Below are 18,101 nucleotides of genomic sequence, written 5' to 3' on the forward strand. Positions count from 1 at the left end.
GCTCAGTTGGTAGAGCATCTCCCTTACAAGGAGGGGGTCATCAGTTCGAATCTGGTATCGCCCACCACTTCATCAGATTATTTCGCAGTTATCCCCCGATATTCAAAATAAGCTGTTCAATCAGCCGGCAGCGCAATTGATTCTTAATCGATTGGTCGCAGCTTCCTCAAATTCTACACAGCCCACCATCTAATGAATGATTCGAATTAAATGTCTCCTCAAATAGATTGTTAGCTAAATTTGTAGAACAGTTGACGTTCAATCAATTAATCATTTAGTTAATTAGTCACAAGTTCGAATCAGCTTCTTATGCCGCTCTGCTGCTTTTCTGATTTATCCTGAATAATTGTACATCAAAGCCAAATGCTCCATGTCTGAAGAGTACGCCAGTTCCGGCATACCGACATAGATGATGCAGATGCGTTATCCGGAATCCGGAGGATTTTAATTTATGCTATCAAAGTAAATGAGGCATATATTGATGTTCACATATTTACCCACGAGAAATAAATTGAAATCCACAAATAAACCCGCTATCTTGTTTAGTGTATTAAACAAAAATAAGCATATCTGCTATTTAATCTTATTATTTTACGTTCATTATATTTATGTACTAAACATTATTATGGTAAGGATAAGAAAGCATGGATTTTTTCGGCATTAATAACATATTAGAATATTTTTCGTTGGAAAAAACGTCATACATTGAAGTGGTCGGCGCTATAGCAGGGTTATTATGTATTTGGCTTGCCAGTCAGGAAAAAATTATTAACTATTTATTTGGGTTAATTAATGTTTCACTTTATGCCGTCGTTTTCTTCCAGATTCAGCTCTATGCCAGCCTTATGCTGCAAATTTTCTTTTTTGCCGCAAATGTTTATGGTTGGTATGCCTGGGGTCGGGTGAATGAGCAAAAGCAAGTTGAGCTCAAAATTCGTTGGCTTAAACCCAAGCAGATGATCATCGTCGCTGTTGTTTCCTTATTTGCCATTCTGGTGCTGACGTTTAACATCGATCATATATTTGGTTATATGGCTGAAACCGTGTTTATTATCTTAAAAGGGGTTGGTTTCAATATCGTAATGCCTGAATTACCACCAGATGCCCTCCCATTCCTGGATTCAGTCATTACAGTATTATCTATTGTGGCCATGATATTAATGACACGTAAGCATGTAGAAAACTGGTTAATATGGGGTGTTATCAATGTCATCAGTGTCGGGGTTTATTTCTACCAAGGTGCTTTGGTGATGTCGTTGCAATATGTCATTTTGACGGGTATTGCATTGAATGGCTCCCGTTTATGGATTCAGGCGGCGAAACATAATGGATAACCCCTTAAAGAAAGGGTAAAACAGAATTGATTTTTGGCTATAGGCAATGAATTTGCCTATAGCTTGTTATCAGTTTATTTATTTGAATTAACATCATTTTTACGTTTCATTATATTTTCTATACAGAAAGTATTCTTTTTTTACTCTCAAAGATTATTTACAGCACTACGCCTAACAGTTAGATTGAGATCACAAAATTATTTCAAATAGCTGTAAACACATTAGGTGAAAGTACAATGAACTACCAGAATGACGATATAAGAATCAAAGAAATAACAGAATTATTGCCACCAGTTGCATTACTTGAGAAATTTCCAGCGACAGAAGAAAGTGCTATTACTGTTCGTGAGGCACGTGAATCTATCCACAACATTTTAATTGGTGAAGATGATCGTCTCTTGGTAGTGATTGGGCCATGCTCCATTCATGATCCACTGGCTGCTTTGGAATATGCGGAGCGGCTGAAGAAATTACGTGAAGAATTGAAAGATGATTTAGAAATTGTTATGAGGGTTTATTTTGAAAAACCTCGTACAACCATTGGCTGGAAAGGGCTCATTAACGATCCAAATATGGATTGCAGTTTTAATATTAATAACGGATTGCGTATTGCCCGTAATTTGTTGCTTGATATTAATAACATGGGGCTGCCTACAGCGGGTGAATTCCTCGATATGATTTCACCACAATATCTGGCTGATCTCATGAGCTGGGGTGCGATAGGGGCGCGTACAACAGAATCTCAGGTTCATCGTGAATTAGCATCAGGGCTTTCCTGCCCGGTAGGTTTCAAAAATGGTACTGATGGCACGATTAAAGTTGCTATTGATGCCATTAATTCGGCCAGCTCATCGCATTGCTTCCTATCCGTGACTAAATGGGGTCACTCTGCAATTGTGAATACAACCGGCAACAATGACTGCCACATTATTTTACGTGGCGGAAAGGAGCCTAATTACAGTGCTGAGCATGTTAGTATCGTCAAGGAAAGTTTGGAGAAAGCCGGTTTAGCGCCTCGTCTGATGATTGATTTCAGCCATGCAAACAGTGCAAAGCAGTTCAAAAGACAAATGGATGTCGGAGTGGATGTTTGCGGTCAAATTGCAGGCGGTGAAAATGCAATTATGGGGGTCATGATAGAAAGCCATCTGGTTGAAGGAAACCAAAATCTGGAAAGTAGTGAACCTTTGGTTTATGGCCAGAGTGTGACAGACGCGTGTATCGGTTGGGAGGATACAGAAATCGTATTGCGTCAATTGTCTCAGGCTGCCAGAGATCGCAGAAAGTAATTCATTGATTTATGCCATAAAAAGCCGGAGAAACCTCCGGCTTTTTCGTTCTATTTTATTGAAACCCTGGCGGAATTACTTCGCTTTACCTTGGTTTGCAACTGCTGCCGCTTTTGCAGCGATTTCATCGGCATTACCCAAATAGTAGTGCTTTATTGGTTTCATGTTTTCATCAAACTCATAAACCAGCGGGACAGCAGTCGGAATATTCAGTTCAAGAATGGCGTCTTCACTCATATTGTCCAGATACTTAACCAGCGCACGAAGAGAGTTGCCGTGAGCGGCAATAATGACTTTCTCTCCTTTTTCCACACGAGGCTTGATAACTTCTTCCCAATAAGGAATAACACGCTCAATTGTAGTTGCAAGGCTTTCGGTAACCGGAAGCTCTTCGGATTTCAGATTCGCGTAGCGGGGATCATGGCCAGGATAACGTTCATCATCTTTGGTTAAATCAGGAGGGGTGATAGCAAAGCCACGACGCCATAATTTGACTTGATCATCGCCATATTTAGCGGCAGTTTCTGCTTTATCCAAACCTTGCAGTGCGCCGTAGTGACGCTCATTCAGTTTCCAGCTTTTTTCAACAGGCAGCCATTGCTGATCGACTTGGTCCAGAATGTTCCACAAAGTGTGAATGGCACGCTTTAAAACAGAAGTATAGGCAAAATCAAAAGAGAAGCCTTCTTGTTTCAGCAGTTGGCCTGCTTGCTGTGCCTCAGAGCGGCCTTTGTCAGACAATTCAACATCTGTCCAGCCGGTAAAACGGTTCTCTTTGTTCCACTCGCTCTCTCCGTGTCTTACAAGAACCAGTTTAGTTACAGCCATAGCTTAAACTCCTATCAGTACTTTTTAATACGAAATGAAATGGTTGCTGCGGGCATTATATGGCGCGACAGACCGAAACGGCAAACAATAGTCTCGTGACTTTTGCTTTAAATCATACCCACCAGCTTTATTGGATAGGTAAAGAATAAGAGATGGATGAGATTAAGGGTGAAATGGAATGCAACGGCAGTCCATAAACGGCCACTCCACATCCAGGACAGGCCATAAACCAATCCAGCCAATGTTGCGAAAATGACCATCAAAATGCCACCTGCAAAATGTGCACCACCAAAAAGCAGGGCGGTAATGGCAAGAGCGAGGTAAGGGTTCATCTTTTGACTGAGTTTTTGTTGAATATAACCCCGGAATAACGCTTCTTCAGCTAAAGACACGAAGAAAAGGTTAGCAACGATAAAAGCAGACAGCCAATCAGGAAGATGAAGTTCAACAGACAATCCGCCAAGGGCAGTTGCAAGCGACAACAATGCTGGAATCGAAACAATTAATAGTGACCATCCATGCGGAGGTGCATTAACCACAGGTGTTCGCATAAACAAAGTGGGTAAGCAGCATAATAAGATAAATGGCAGCAGCGCCTTATCAAAGTTGAAATACATTGAAAAAGGGGCACTAAGCGGGCCTGCCTGTACTTTATCCAGATATTTGAGGTTATCAAAACCAGGAAGATAATGGATGAACAGCAAGATACAGGATATGAACAGTAATGACTCTGTCAGGATGCTGAAAATAGCCCGCTTTTTACAATATGTGTGTTTTTTACAATAACAGTGTGTTAACCCCAGAATGGTTATTGCAATCAGTGTAATTATTGCCGGATAGGCAAGAATATTCGTGCTGATGCCTGCAATGACAGCGAAAAGTGCAATGATAAAAGCAATTTTCCGGAAATGTGCCAAAAATGCCAAGGAAGTGGCAAGTAATGCCCAGGCCATATAATCCCCTATTACCCTTAAAAAAATAACTCAATTAACTAAAAAATGGGTCGTTATTTTATATGTTTGGTTTAAAAATTCAAAATTAATAAAATTTTTTAAAAAATATTATTTTTTATAATCAAAGGATTGAGAACTATCGCCTGAAAGATGAAAGGGAAAATGGAGGATTTGGGGGGAAAGTACAACGAGTGATCCCGCTCATGACAGGAGCAGGATCACAATAATATCTGGTAAAACATAATAATTACAGTTGGTTGCGGATAACGCTTTCGGTTTCGTAACGATAAATATCACCATCAGCAATAAATCTCAGGCGGTGATTGATGCACTCTGGTGCGTCTTCCTGATGGTGGGAAACAAACAAAAGTTGCGTATTACCATTAGAAATCATGATATCAATGAATTGCAGAACCAACTGACGATTGAGGGGATCTAGCCCTTGTAAAGGTTCATCCAGAATCAGTAAGGCAGGATGCTTGACCAAAGCTCGAGCGATCAGAACAAGCCTCTGTTGTCCCCATGATAGGCTATGAAATGGAATAGTTGCTTTTTCACCGGATAAACCCAACAAAGTGAGCCACTCCCCCGCTAATTGTTGCTGGCGATCTGAAGCTGTCTGATAAAGCCCGATAGAGTCGAAGAAACCGGAAAGAATAACACTTTTGACATTAACGCTGACCCGGTATTCGAGATGCATAGTATTACTGACATAACCAATATGGCGTTTAATATCCCAAATGGTTTCCCCGCTTCCTCGTTGCCGGCCAAATAAGATTAATTCATTATTGTAGCCTTGAGGATGATCGCCTGTAATCAAGCTGAGGAGAGTTGATTTACCTGCTCCATTTTCACCGATGATCTGCCAATGTTCATTGGGATTGATTTGCCAGTTCAAGCCATGAAGAATGGGCTTGTCATTATACTGAACAACAATATTACGCATTGATACCAAAGGTTGGTCTACGGGAAGTGGTTCACTCACCCGGCTTTCATCTTTTCCGGGGAGATGAATATTTCTCAATTCTTCGCTGTGTCTTAATTGCGCAATGAGCGATTTTTTCAGAATACTTTCTTTTTCTCCGGATAAAGTGAGCTGACAATCAGCCAATACACCGATTTGCTCAACAAACTCCGGAATTTCGTGAAACCGGTTCAGGATTAAAACTAAAGTAATCCCTTTTGTTGCCAATGTTCCCAATAGTTGTGACAACTGGTTGCGGGCATAGGGATCTAACCCGTCAAACGGTTCATCCAGGATCAATAGATCGGGATTTGCCATTAATGCCTGACAAAGCAGAACCTTTCGGACTTCCCCGGTTGAAAGGTATTTGAAACGCCGTGAAAGCAAATCTTTGATACCGAAATATTGTGATAATTCGAGGCACTGCTCATTGTCTTTATGGTAAAGCTGGATGATGTCTGCTGCGGTGCGCCCGGTATCCTCCTCACCTTCACTGACTAAATCAGTATTATTTCGCTGCCATTCTTCATCAATTAATTTTTGCAATTGCTCGAAAGAGAGACGTATTGGTGTATGAAATGAACAATGGCGTTTACCTGATAGTTGAATTAATTCATTTGACAGGGCGCGTGCCAAAGACGATTTGCCACTGCCATTTGCGCCGACAAAAGCCCAACTTTCTCCGGAAATAATTTTCAGTGACGGCAACCGTAGGGTACGGGTGTCACTTAATCGGAAACTACTTTGCGTTATTTGCAATTCAGACATTCTTCTTCCTTTTTAAGCAACATCAACTAAAAGATCATCAGAAATAAGCGGAATAATGTTCAATGTCAATGAGTGGTTCTCTGTTATTCGCTGAGGATGAATAATTTTTGAAGGTGAGAGGAAAATTATTTAATGACAACAAATTGGATAACCAGTAGTTTTTCTCCTGATAAGTGAATCTGTCAAGGGGAAAAACTGGGTTAATTTGTTTAAGTAACCCCATGCACCGCGGATCAGCGAAAATGTTCTGCTGTAATTTGAGTGTTAACAATATTTCAGCTTGTTTCAGCTTGCATAATGGTTCATTTCAGGAAAATATTTGATAGCTTTAGGAAATGGCAGTAAGAACCGCACGTTTCGTCGGTTACTGTTACTGTTTTATTGTCTAAAATAGTGAAATTAACGTCTGTGTTATGTCAGGCATGGCACAGTTAATGGATTCGTCACTCAGAGTATGTGAGGTGGGCATGTTTGACTTGCTGAAAAGTATGGGTTTTTCACTGATTATGGTACCCGTAGTTATGGCGGCTATTTTGGCGCTGATTTACGTCATTGGTGAATTGTTCAATGTTATCTCCAAAACAGGAAATACCGGACAGCAGCCTTAATTTCTATGGTTTTCATTACCCGGTCATCCGGGTAATTCCTCAATCCTGCTTTCTTCCCGTCATTCTCTTCCGTATGTAACCTGATCGCTAAATTAACATAAAAGCTAAAACTGGCTCACAACTTGCCGACTAATCCCGGGATAGCATTTTCATTTAACGTTGTATCTTGTTATATACGACGCACCATATTGATTATCTTAGGTGAAATCTAAAATGAAAAAGAAAGTGAATCAATTGCTGATAGGTGCTGTAGTCTCTCTTGTTGTCGGAAATGCTTGGGCAGAAAATAAGGTGGTTGTTTTTGCTGCCGCTTCATTGACGAATGCGTTGGATGAAATAGCCACCCAATATAAAAAAGAAAAACAGGGAAGCATTATTGCTTCCTATGCATCATCCTCGACACTTGCCCGTCAGATAGAACAGGGAGCACCTGCGGACATTTTCATTTCAGCTGATCAACAATGGATGAATTACGCTGCCGATAAGCAACTGATTGCTGAACATACCCGCCACACTTTATTGGGTAACCAACTTGTCCTGATTGCCCCTAAAGAGAGTAAACTGGACAAAGTGGATATCAACAGGGAAACAAAGTGGAAATCTTTACTGGCAGGCGGGCGTTTAGCTGTTGGCGACCCAGATCATGTTCCTGTCGGTATTTATGCCAAGGAATCACTGCAATATTTAAATGCTTGGGATACGGTTAACCCGTTGATGGCCCGCGCTAATAACGTGCGTAGTGGCATGGTTCTGGTGGAACGGGCAGAAGTACCATTGGGCATTGTTTATGGTTCTGATGCGATGGCAAGCAACAAAGTGAAGGTTGTGGGTATTTTCCCGTCAGAGAGCCACAAACCAGTGGAGTATCCGATAGCAATAATTAAAGGTCATGAAAAACAGGCTGTTCTTGATTTTTATGATTATCTCAAATCCCCTGAAGCGGTAGCCATTTTCAAGCGCTACGGTTTTAATGCATTGTAGGAACTAAACTTTTGGAGATATTAAGTGAATATGAATGGCAGGCAATTTTCCTGAGTTTAAAAATCTCAGGGATTGCGGTGTTATGCAGTCTGCCATTCGGGATCTTAATGGCATGGATGCTAGCCCGTTGCCAATTTTTTGGAAAATCCCTGCTCGATAGCCTTATTCATCTGCCATTGGTATTGCCACCTGTGGTCGTCGGGTATTTATTACTTGTCAGTATGGGGCGCCGGGGTTTCATTGGCGAATTTCTTTATGGCTGGTTTGGGATTAGTTTTTCATTTAACTGGACAGGTGCGGCGTTGGCCTCGGCTATAGTGGCGTTTCCTTTAATGGTCAGGGCCATCCGTTTATCACTGGAAGCCATTGATCAGCGTCTGGAACAGGCAGCCCGAACATTGGGGGCGAATTCGCTTAAAGTCTTTTTTACCATCACATTGCCACTGTCCTTGCCGGGTATCATTGTCGGGGCAGTGTTGGCATTTGCCCGCTCATTGGGTGAGTTTGGCGCAACCATTACATTCGTGTCGAATATTCCGGGGGAAACCCGAACCATTCCCCTTGCCATGTACACATTGATAGAGATGCCGGGAGCAGAAACCGCAGCAGCACGTTTATGTATCATTGCCATTGTATTGGCACTGATTTCGTTGATGCTTTCTGAATGGCTGACCCATTGGGGAAGAAAACGTCTGGGGGCAGCATGTTAACATTGGATTTTGAACAACGATTGGGTGATCTGTATATGCAGATTGATACCACGTTATCGTCAGAAAGCATTACGGCCATATTTGGCCTTTCTGGTGCAGGAAAAACCTCACTGATTAACGTGATTGCGGGACTGACTCGTCCACAAAAAGGCCGGATCGTTTTAAATGATCGGACCTTGGTGGATGTAGAGCAGAAAATCTTTTTGCCGCCTGAAAAACGCCGTATTGGTTATGTTTTTCAGGATGCCCGACTTTTCCCGCATTACCGTGTGAAAGGCAACTTACAGTATGGCATAGCTCCCGAAATGAAACCCCAGTTTGATAACATTATTGGCTTGCTGGGGATTGAGCACTTACTTTCGCGTTTCCCTGTGACATTATCAGGCGGGGAAAAACAACGGGTCGCGATTGGCCGGGCTTTACTGACTGCCCCTGAAGTTCTGCTTATGGATGAACCACTGGCTTCACTGGATCTACCGCGAAAACGTGAATTGTTGCCTTATCTCGAAAAACTGTCGGAAGACGTTAAAATTCCGATATTGTATGTCAGCCACAGTTTGGATGAGATCTTGCACTTAGCTGATAACGTCATTGTCATGGATAAAGGCAAGGTCAAAGCAACAGGAACATTGGAAGAGGTCTGGTCAAGCAGCGTACTGCGACCCTGGCTACAAAAAGAAAGTCTGAGCAGTATACTTAACGTCACTGTTGTCGAGCATCACCATCGCTATCAAATGACAGCCGTTGCGGCAGCTGATAAAGCCCTTTGGTTACCTAAAATTAATGCGGCTTCGGGAACTGACTTGCATATTCGCATTGACGCATCGGATGTTTCTTTAGTTCTGGAGCCGCCGAAATCCAGCAGTATCCGTAACACCCTGCAAGTAAAAGTGGTTGAGTTTTTTGAAGATGATGATCAGGTTGATGTTAAGCTGGCTTTGGGTGAGCATTTTCTATGGTCAAGGATTACTCCTTGGGCGCGTGAGGACCTTAATTTGCGAGTAGGTCAATGGCTATACGCTCAGATAAAAAGCATTTCGCTCAACCGCCATCTGTAACGCATGATGCAACGTTTTTACAGGATATAAACAGGCGTACTGGGAGCAAATTATACCCAATGGATTTCAAGACAGCGCTCATTTGCTGATAAAACGGTGCTTGGTGTATGGCTGCAAAAATAAAAGCCAACAAAGCGCCAACTTGAAAGACTCTGGGTATAAGGCGTTGGGTATAATAAAACGAATAACCGATCCCTGCTCCCTTGCAAGGATTCAAACAATCACAGTACGTATTGTCGAATGATTTCAGCGATGCCGGGTTGGGTATTATCTTGAATGACAATATCAGCCCGCTCTTTAACGGCATCAACACCATTTCCCATCGCAACCCCCAGTCCTGCGGTTTCCAGCATACTGAGATCATTATGATTATCACCAAAAGCAATGACATCTTTCATGCTCATGCCCTGAGATTCTACCCATTGCTGTAAACGCATACCTTTGCTATTGCCTTTCTTGGTGATATCAACTTGATCAAACCATGACCATTCACACTCAAGGCCCACATTCTCTTCAATCTGCTCGCTGAGCTTTCGTAATTTCACCAAATTGGGTGAGCTGGTGGCAAATTTCCAAATAAAATTCACGTTATGGATAGCTTCTTCAAAGTTTCTGATTTGCTGTAGATTGGGACGCTGGTGTACAGGCAAAGAATCTGACCATGCAAGGGTGCGGGTTACTGTATGTGGGTGCTCATATAAAATGGCTTCATCTACATACATTAAATGCTGAATTTCAGCATCTTGCATATAAGTAAGTGCCTGAGAAGCCTCCAGGGGAGGGAGGGGATCAGAAGCCAATACTTTCTTTGCCCTAAAGTCATATGAATAAGTTCCATTGCAGCAAATTGCAGGGGTATCGAGTTGCAGGGCTTGATAGAAAGGATGGATGGCGACATGATGTCGACCTGTCACAATTAAAATTTTAATACCCGATTGGCGTGCTTCATGTAGGGCGGACAGTGATTCTGGCAAAATATGTTTTTGTGGATCGAGAAGCGTTCCATCTAGATCCAACGCGATAACGCGGTATGACATGAATTGGCCTCTATGATTGTCTGTGATTTAAACAAAGATTATACAGTAGTTGAAAATAGTTAAACCTTCTAGTGAGGAGTTTAGCAGACGACCTTGGTCAAAGATCGTTATAGCTCAATGAAATGACAATGAAGTATTAAGGAGAGAAAATGAAACAAGTGGTGTATACAGCCAGCCCGAACAGCCGTCAGATCCACGTGTGGTCGCTCAATGTTGCAGGAGAGCTTTCATTGCTCCAGACCGTGAATGTACCGGGTGAAGTGCAACCTATGGTCGTCAATCCTGATGGCAGGCACTTATATGTGGGAATACGCCCTCAATTCAGCATCGTGACTTATGCCATTGGTGAAGACGGGTGTCTTGAAGAGCGGGCCATTTCACCATTGCCGGGAAGCCCAACCCATATATCAACAGACAGAGCAGGGCATTTTTTATTTTCCGCATCTTACAGCTTCAATAACCTGAGTGTTCACCCCATTGACGAAAACGGCGTTGCCGGGGCACCAATGCAAATTGTCGAAGGGTTGCAAGCTCCGCATTCTGCCAATATTGATCGGGATAATCATCAATTGCTGGTTCCGTGCCTGAAAGAAGACCACATCCGTATTTTCAATTTGGATAAGCAAGGATACCTGACCGAAAACAGAGCCGATGAAATCACGGCAGCAGCAGGTGCTGGCCCGCGACATATGGCATTTCATCCGGAAAAACAGGCGATTTACTGCATTAATGAGCTGGATTCAACGGTTGATGTGCTGCGTAAATGGGAGAAATATCGCATTGTGCAGTCCGTTGATTCATTATCCACAGATTTTTCCGGTACTCGTTGGTCGGCAGATATTCACATTACGCCAGATGGCTGCCACCTTTATACCAGCGAGCGTTCAGAAAGTGTGATAAGCCACTTCACCGTATCAGAAGATGGTTATCATCTGACATTGGCGGGACACTATGCAACGGAAACTCAACCCCGTGGCTTTGCCATCGATCACAGTGGCAATTTCCTGATTGCATCAGGGCAGAAATCAGATCATATTTCAGTATCCCGCATTGATTCATATTCAGGAAAACTGACCCAACTTGCACGTTATCCGGTTGGTAAAGCCCCGATGTGGGTTACGGTATTGGCATTATAAATTTGGGCCGCGCTATTTTGGGCGCGGCAATTTGAAAGATGATCGGTATATTTATTGAGTACATCAACCCAGCCATAAATTATACCTGTCGTTTTTCAGGTTGCTTACCATTGTGCCACATCCTGAAATCCATAAAGTATATAACTGGGTTTCTGGTTCTTTGCCACAGAATGACAATTTAAAAATGATTAGATATTAAATAAAAACAGCCGGAGATCAGACTAAATTAAAAGAGCCTACACCGGAAAGAACAATCGGATAGTTGACGATTAAATTACTCTGATACATGGAAACCAAATCGCCAACATAAACATTTCCTCTGTAAATGCGCAAAATAACATTTTTAGGATTTATAATAAGCTGGAAGTTCAATTGAACATTCATAATGGTGTAAGGATGTCTGACTATTCCGCCAAGATGAATATTATTAAAATTCAATTGGGGAAGGTTATAGCCTCCGTAAACATAACCATGGAAATTAGTTCTTCTTCCTGTATAAGGTTCATGCCCGATGAGTGCATTAAAAGATGATATCTGGACAAAGGGATAATGACCATGTTGATAGTAGGTATGAATATTAAAATGCCCACTGACAAACTCCGTTTGCCTCAATGGTGGAATGACAGCTGAGTCTGGCTGTAGATTTTCTGAAAAAAGCGGGGCCAGTTCAGGTTTTTCTTTTGCAAGCGCTTCGTAATGAGCGATTTCTTGCTCATAGTTATTTTTAGATATTTCAAATAGAGTTTGCAGTTCTTCATTAGCAGGCGTGACTAAATTTTCATTATTCATAATAAATACCTCTTTATTTTCATGGATGTGATTTTATTTTGATGAACGTGGTTTTCACAATGAATATATCAGGAAATAGAATTTAAAATCTCTGTAATTGTTGGCTAATGTTTATCAGTGATTGATTTATTAAAGTCTTCTCATATTCTTTCATTTTTTATCAGAAATTGATTTTTAAAAGCTTTTTTGATTTTATTTTTTTTCAGTGAAAGTTTGGGTTCAACGCATTTTCTATCTTGATAAATGTTTCTTGTGATATTTATTTTATAAGAATGATATATTTTTGTGATGGTGGGGTTTTATCAATTGTTTTATATATTTCTTATGGTTTTTTTGAATGGAAAAATAACAGCCAGCACATAATGTATGCTGGCTGCCATTATTTAATTTATGGTACTGACAATCGAATTTGTCAATGTTGATAACTGCTCAGGTTGAATAATATAAGGTGGCATCAAATAAATTAACCGCCCAAATGGCCTGATCCAAACTCCTTGTTGGACAAAATGACGTTGCAATTCCGCAACATTGACAACTTGTTTCATTTCTACAACACCAATAGCCCCCAATATCCGGACATCTGCAATGGCATCGTGTGCTTTGAGGGGGAGCAATTCCGTTTTTAACTGAGTTTCAATTGAATGAATATGTTGTTGCCATGGACTGTCAGAAAGCAGTTTCAGGCTGGCACTGGCGACGGCACAAGCCAGGGGATTTCCCATAAAAGTGGGGCCATGCATAAAACAACCTGCTTCTCCCTGACTAATCGTTTCCGCCACGTGGCGGGTAGTGATTGTTGCCGATAACGTCATGTATCCCCCCGTCAACGCCTTGCCTAAACAGAGTATGTCAGGTTCGATTTGTGCATGTTCACAGGCAAACAGTTTACCGGTTCTGCCGAATCCGGTGGCAATCTCATCCGCAATGAGCAAAAGCTGATATTCATCACAGAGTTGACGAACCTGCCGCAGGTATTCGGGATGGTAAATCCGCATTCCACCGGCACCTTGCACAATCGGCTCAAGAACAACGGCGGCGATTTCACCATGATATTGCAATAAGAGTCGTTTAAAAGAGGTGATATCTTCTGGCCGCCATTCATCACCAAACTGACACTGTGGCGCATCTGCAAACAGATGATTTGGCAGATAACCGTTATACAGGCTATGCATGGAATTATCAGGATCACAGACAGACATGGCGCCAAATGTATCACCATGATAGCCATGGCGCAGGGTCAGAAAACGTTGGCGTTTTTCTCCTCTGGATTGCCAATATTGCAATGCCATTTTTAAGGCAACTTCGACTGCCACAGAGCCGGAATCAGCTAAGAACACACATTCCAGTGAATCAGGCGTCATGGCCACTAACTGTTTACACAGTTCAACGGCTGGAGGATGGGTGATCCCGCCAAACATGACATGGGACATTTTGTCGATCTGTGATTTTGCTGCTTCATTAAGCACGGGATGATTGTAACCGTGAATTGCAGCCCACCATGAAGACATACCATCAATGAGTTTACGCCCGTCTGGCAAAACCAGATCTACCCCTGTCGCTGATACGACAGGATAAGTGGGAAGAGGCCGGGTCATGGATGTATAGGGATGCCAAATGTGGCGCATGTCAAATTCAATATCGGAAGAGTCCATGATAAATTTATTGTAAACCTTTATGAGTTCATTTTGGTTGACATGATAACGGCGTTATTTAAACTGACAACATTTTTTCACATTGGAGATGTTATTGTGAGCGAGCGTCAACAATGGACTATCAAACAGGCACAGGAATTGTTTGATAAGCCTTTTTTCGAATTATTGTTTCAGGCCCAGCAGGTACACCGTGAACATTTTGATCCACAGCAAGTACAAGTCAGTACATTGCTTTCAATAAAAACGGGGGCCTGTCCGGAAGATTGTAAATATTGTCCGCAAAGTTCCCGCTATAAAACGGGGTTAGAAAAAGAACGCTTAATGGAAGTAGAACAGGTCATTGAGTCAGCACGCAAAGCGAAGAATGCAGGTTCAACCCGCTTTTGTATGGGCGCAGCCTGGAAGAACCCGCATGAACGTGATATGCCATATCTGGAAAAAATGGTCAAAGAAGTCAAAGCGTTGGGGCTGGAAACCTGCATGACTCTGGGAATGCTGAATCAATCTCAGGCTGAGCGTTTGGCCGAGGCTGGGCTGGATTATTACAATCATAATCTGGATACCTCACCGGAATTTTACGGCAATATCATCACTACCCGCAGTTATCAGGATCGGCTGGATACATTGGGCAATGTTCGGGATGCGGGAATTAAAGTCTGCTCGGGTGGCATCGTCGGTTTGGGTGAACAAATTCGTGACCGTGCGGCGCTGTTGGTGCAACTGGCGAATTTGCCAAAGCCCCCGGAAAGTGTGCCCATCAACATGCTGGTCAAAGTCAAAGGGACACCGTTGGAAAATAATGACGATGTAGATCCTTTTGATTTCATTCGCACTATTGCTGTCGCCCGGATCATGATGCCCAAATCCCATGTCCGTTTATCTGCGGGGCGTGAGCAGATGAATGAACAGACTCAGGCCATGTGTTTTATGGCCGGGGCCAATTCCATTTTCTACGGTTGTAAGTTATTGACGACCCCCAATCCGGATGAAGATAAAGATTTACAGTTATTCCGCCGTCTGGGGATCAACCCTCAGCAGACAAAGACAGCATTTGGTGACAATCAACAGCAACAGAACCTGACAGAAGCCATTCTTCATCATACTGATGACGAACAGTTCTATAATGCGGCAATATGATGAATTGGTCCGACTCTCTCTCTCGACGTTTGGCCGAACGTCGGGGAACTTCACTCTGGCGTAGCAGACAAGTCCATCAGGGAACTGATGGGCGTTTGTTGTCGGCACCAGAGGGGCAGTATTTAAATTTTTCCAGCAATGATTATCTTGGATTGAGCCGGCATCCCGAGATTATTGCCGCATGGCAACAAGGTGCAGGGCAATATGGTGTGGGAAGTGGGGGGTCAGGGCATGTGACCGGCTATACAACGGCACATTATTTGCTGGAACAGCAACTGGCGGAATGGCTGGAATATCCCCGGGCTTTACTCTTCATTTCTGGTTATGCGGCTAATCAGGGAGTCATTGCAGCCCTGATGGAGAAAGATGACCGCATCATTGCGGATCGCCTCAGCCATGCTTCACTGATGGAAGCCGCCATGCACTCTCCGGCACAATTCAGACGTTTTCTGCATAATGACAGCGGTTCTTTGCGGCAGCATTTGGCAAAGGCGTGTGCTGGAAAAACGCTGGTGGTGACTGAGGGTGTTTTTAGCATGGATGGGGATTGCGCGCCTCTTGAGGCAATTGCGCAACAGGCAAAAATCACAAAAAGCGGATTGATGGTGGATGATGCTCATGGCATCGGCATTATGGGTGATGAAGGACGCGGAAGTTGTTGGGCGCAAAACGTCAAACCAGAGATTCTGGTTGTTACGTTTGGTAAAGCATTCGGATTGAGTGGTGCGGCTGTTTTGTGTAATGAGCAAACAGCAGAGTATTTGATCCAATATGCCCGTCATTTGATTTACAGCACGACAATGCCCGCCGCTCAGGCGGTTGCGCTCTCTGAAGCAGTGCGGCAGGTCAGGGCGGGAAATGCACTGCGCAACGCACTGCAAAATAATATTCGCTATTTCCGCCATGAAGCCCAGCATCTTCCTTTTGAATTGATGGCGTCAGAAACGGCGATCCAGCCGTTAATCATCGGGGATAATGCACGTTGCATTGCCCTATCTCATTCGCTTAAACAGAAACGAGTCTGGGTCAAGGCGATACTCCCCCCGACCGTTCCTTCTGATAGTGCTCGCCTGCGCATTACGCTGACCGCAAGCCACACAAAACAGGATATTGATGCACTGTTGGAGGCGCTCGATGGATCTGACTGTTAAATCTGTGGATAAACAAGCGATTGCCAATGCTTTTGGTCGTGCGGCATCCAAATATGACTCTGTGGCTAAATTACAACAGCAAACAGGTGAATATCTGATGGAGTTGGCTCAGGCGGAAGATATCGGTAATCGGGTATTGGATGCTGGGTGTGGCACAGGCTCTTTTAGTGCCCGTTGGAAATGTCAGGGTAAGCAAGTGATTGCACTGGATTTGGCGGAGGGGATGTTAAGGCATGCTCAGGAGCAACACGCCGCCGATTACTATCTGCAAGGGGATATGGAGCATTTGGGATTGGCTGAGAATAGCATGGATCTCTGCTTCAGTAACTTGGCTGTCCAGTGGTGCAACGATTTGCCTTCTGCAATACAGGAGTTTTACCGTGTTACCCGTCCGGGTGGCCTGATTGTGTTCTCTACTCTTGCTCAGGGGTCATTGCATGAGCTGAAAACCGCATGGGAACAGGTGGATGATTATCAGCACATCAATCAATTTTTGCCCATGCAAACCATTCTGCAAGCCTGTACGCCTTATCGCCATAAGCTCATAACCCGGCAATATTGCCAGTATTATCCGCAGCTTTTGCCTTTGCTGAATTCCCTGAAAGGGATCGGGGCGACACACCTTCACCATGGCCGGCAGAGAGGATTGATGACACGAAAACGCCTGAGTGCCCTTGCTGAGGCATATCCACGTAATAACGGGAGTTTTTCATTAAGCTATCAGATTGTTTTTGGAGTTATTGACTGTGATAAATAAATATTTTCTGACTGGAACCGATACTGAAGTAGGTAAAACAGTTGTGAGTTGTGCGTTATTGCAGGCTGCTAATAAAAAAGGCCATAAAACAGCCGGTTATAAACCCGTGGCATCGGGCAGCGAAATGACGGCAGAAGGGATACGTAACGGTGATGCACTGGCCTTACAACGTAATAGCACTGTACCCCTGACTTATCAGGAAGTGAATCCATTGGCATTTGTTGAACCGACATCACCTCATATTGTGAGTGCCGAACTGAATCGACCCATTGATTTCCGGGTGTTATCAGAAGGGTTGACGGCGTTGGCAGAAAAATCTGATTGGATTTTGGTTGAAGGTGCAGGGGGTTGGTACACACCGCTATCGGAAAAGACGACTTTTGCTGATTGGGTGGTTCAGGAAAAGCTTCCTGTGATTTTAACCGTGGGTATCAAATTAGGCTGCATTAATCACGCTGTGTTGACGGCAAAAGCGGTTCAATATGCCGGGTTGAAATTGGTGGGTTGGGTTGCCAATGAAGTAGAGCCTGCGGGAAAACGGCAAGCTGAATATTTGGAGACGCTAACGCGTATGCTGCCAGCGCCTTTATTGGGGGTTATCCCTCATTTGCAAGCATTGCATGACCATGATGCACACAATGATAATATAGGGAAATATATCAATCTTAATTCATTGGTTAATTAATTGTTTACTTTGGATTAGTTAAAATAGTAACCCTAGGCAGCAGGGGGATCTATTCTTTTGGATAAAAAATGTTTTTTTTCAACAATTATTGAGCCATTTTTAAACAAAAAATAATGCAAATTAACGTCAAAACAGGCTAAAAATGTTCTGTTATTGAAAAAATCGTTGAATGAGGATAACTCTGCAACTTCCCATGTTCAATAGGATTTGTTGAGTTATCCACTATTCCTGTGGATAACCCTGTGCATTAGTTTTAGAAAAGTA

At 43.1% G+C, this 18,101-nt stretch carries 17 protein-coding genes and 1 pseudogene; 11 read left to right on the plus strand and 7 right to left on the minus strand.

The features are described from left to right. Positions 1 to 644 precede the first annotated feature (644 nt). Complete coding sequence (pnuC, locus tag Xsze_RS11835; protein WP_038238173.1) at positions 645 to 1,334, plus strand: nicotinamide riboside transporter PnuC; 690 nt, start codon at positions 645 to 647, stop codon at positions 1,332 to 1,334. Between the two features lie 236 nt (positions 1,335 to 1,570). Next, positions 1,571 to 2,623: a 3-deoxy-7-phosphoheptulonate synthase AroG gene (gene aroG, locus Xsze_RS11840; RefSeq protein ID WP_038238171.1), complete on the plus strand. Its 1,053-nt coding sequence runs from the start codon at positions 1,571 to 1,573 to the stop codon at positions 2,621 to 2,623. A 75-nt stretch (positions 2,624 to 2,698) separates the two neighbouring features. Here the strand turns inward: aroG and gpmA are convergent, their stop codons facing one another. From gpmA to Xsze_RS11860, 4 genes and pseudogenes are all read right to left on the minus strand, one after another. Next, the gene (gpmA, locus tag Xsze_RS11845) at positions 2,699 to 3,451 is read right to left on the minus strand and encodes a 2,3-diphosphoglycerate-dependent phosphoglycerate mutase (RefSeq protein ID WP_038238168.1); all 753 of its coding nucleotides are present in this window, start codon (positions 3,449 to 3,451) and stop codon (positions 2,699 to 2,701) included. Between the two features lie 107 nt (positions 3,452 to 3,558). After that, entirely contained in the window at positions 3,559 to 4,404 is an 846-nt protein-coding gene (locus Xsze_RS11850) for a CPBP family intramembrane glutamic endopeptidase (RefSeq protein WP_038238166.1), read from the minus strand. Between the two features lie 247 nt (positions 4,405 to 4,651). Then, entirely contained in the window at positions 4,652 to 6,136 is a 1,485-nt protein-coding gene (modF, locus tag Xsze_RS11855; RefSeq protein ID WP_038238163.1) for a molybdate ABC transporter ATP-binding protein ModF, read from the minus strand. A 199-nt stretch (positions 6,137 to 6,335) separates the two neighbouring features. Continuing rightward, a pseudogene (locus Xsze_RS11860) lies at positions 6,336 to 6,425 on the minus strand (molybdenum-dependent transcriptional regulator); the annotation flags it as partial. A 145-nt stretch (positions 6,426 to 6,570) separates the two neighbouring features. On the opposite strand from Xsze_RS11860, the gene Xsze_RS11865 reads away from it, so the two are divergent. From Xsze_RS11865 to modC, 4 genes are all read left to right on the plus strand, one after another. Further along, the gene (locus Xsze_RS11865) at positions 6,571 to 6,744 is read left to right on the plus strand and encodes an AcrZ family multidrug efflux pump-associated protein (protein ID WP_407078851.1); all 174 of its coding nucleotides are present in this window, start codon (positions 6,571 to 6,573) and stop codon (positions 6,742 to 6,744) included. 213 nt (positions 6,745 to 6,957) lie between these two features. Next, positions 6,958 to 7,725, plus strand: a complete 768-nt coding sequence (gene modA / locus Xsze_RS11870) for a molybdate ABC transporter substrate-binding protein (RefSeq protein WP_038238160.1) — start codon at positions 6,958 to 6,960, stop codon at positions 7,723 to 7,725. A gap of 17 nt (positions 7,726 to 7,742) precedes the next feature. Then, the gene (gene modB / locus Xsze_RS11875; protein WP_038238189.1) at positions 7,743 to 8,435 is read left to right on the plus strand and encodes a molybdate ABC transporter permease subunit; all 693 of its coding nucleotides are present in this window, start codon (positions 7,743 to 7,745) and stop codon (positions 8,433 to 8,435) included. Beyond that, positions 8,429 to 9,493, plus strand: coding sequence for a molybdenum ABC transporter ATP-binding protein ModC (gene modC, locus Xsze_RS11880; RefSeq protein ID WP_038238156.1), 1,065 nt, complete (start codon positions 8,429 to 8,431; stop codon positions 9,491 to 9,493). Before modB ends, modC begins: the two co-directional genes overlap by 7 nt. Positions 9,494 to 9,714: 221 nt before the next feature. Here the strand turns inward: modC and Xsze_RS11885 are convergent, their stop codons facing one another. Beyond that, the gene (locus tag Xsze_RS11885; RefSeq protein WP_038238153.1) at positions 9,715 to 10,530 is read right to left on the minus strand and encodes a pyridoxal phosphatase; all 816 of its coding nucleotides are present in this window, start codon (positions 10,528 to 10,530) and stop codon (positions 9,715 to 9,717) included. Positions 10,531 to 10,679: 149 nt separating this feature from the next. Between Xsze_RS11885 and pgl the strand changes: the two genes are divergently transcribed. Next, positions 10,680 to 11,666, plus strand: a complete 987-nt coding sequence (gene pgl / locus Xsze_RS11890) for a 6-phosphogluconolactonase (RefSeq protein ID WP_038238150.1) — start codon at positions 10,680 to 10,682, stop codon at positions 11,664 to 11,666. A gap of 216 nt (positions 11,667 to 11,882) precedes the next feature. On the opposite strand, the gene Xsze_RS11895 is transcribed toward pgl, so the two are convergent. After that, positions 11,883 to 12,455: a hypothetical protein gene (locus Xsze_RS11895; RefSeq protein ID WP_038238147.1), complete on the minus strand. Its 573-nt coding sequence runs from the start codon at positions 12,453 to 12,455 to the stop codon at positions 11,883 to 11,885. A 383-nt stretch (positions 12,456 to 12,838) separates the two neighbouring features. Next, positions 12,839 to 14,107 (minus strand): adenosylmethionine--8-amino-7-oxononanoate transaminase, encoded by a 1,269-nt coding sequence (gene bioA, locus Xsze_RS11900; protein WP_038238146.1) that lies wholly within the window; start codon positions 14,105 to 14,107, stop codon positions 12,839 to 12,841. Between the two features lie 96 nt (positions 14,108 to 14,203). Between bioA and bioB the strand changes: the two genes are divergently transcribed. The 4 genes from bioB to bioD are packed head-to-tail and all read left to right on the plus strand — an operon-like array spanning position 14,204 to position 17,837. Further along, positions 14,204 to 15,244: a biotin synthase BioB gene (gene bioB / locus Xsze_RS11905; protein ID WP_038238186.1), complete on the plus strand. Its 1,041-nt coding sequence runs from the start codon at positions 14,204 to 14,206 to the stop codon at positions 15,242 to 15,244. Next, on the plus strand, positions 15,244 to 16,395 hold the full coding sequence (bioF, locus tag Xsze_RS11910; protein ID WP_038238144.1) for an 8-amino-7-oxononanoate synthase: 1,152 nt from the start codon (positions 15,244 to 15,246) through the stop codon (positions 16,393 to 16,395). Before bioB ends, bioF begins: the two co-directional genes overlap by 1 nt. Next, on the plus strand, positions 16,379 to 17,152 hold the full coding sequence (gene bioC, locus Xsze_RS11915) for a malonyl-ACP O-methyltransferase BioC (protein ID WP_038238143.1): 774 nt from the start codon (positions 16,379 to 16,381) through the stop codon (positions 17,150 to 17,152). Before bioF ends, bioC begins: the two co-directional genes overlap by 17 nt. Continuing rightward, positions 17,142 to 17,837 carry a dethiobiotin synthase gene (bioD, locus tag Xsze_RS11920; RefSeq protein ID WP_038238141.1) on the plus strand — a complete coding sequence of 232 codons (696 nt, stop codon included), beginning with the start codon at positions 17,142 to 17,144 and terminating at the stop codon, positions 17,835 to 17,837. Before bioC ends, bioD begins: the two co-directional genes overlap by 11 nt. Positions 17,838 to 18,101: the final 264 nt, after the last annotated feature.

The sequence above is a fragment of the Xenorhabdus szentirmaii DSM 16338 genome (assembly GCF_002632585.1).
Classification (GTDB): Bacteria; Pseudomonadota; Gammaproteobacteria; order Enterobacterales; family Enterobacteriaceae; genus Xenorhabdus; species Xenorhabdus szentirmaii.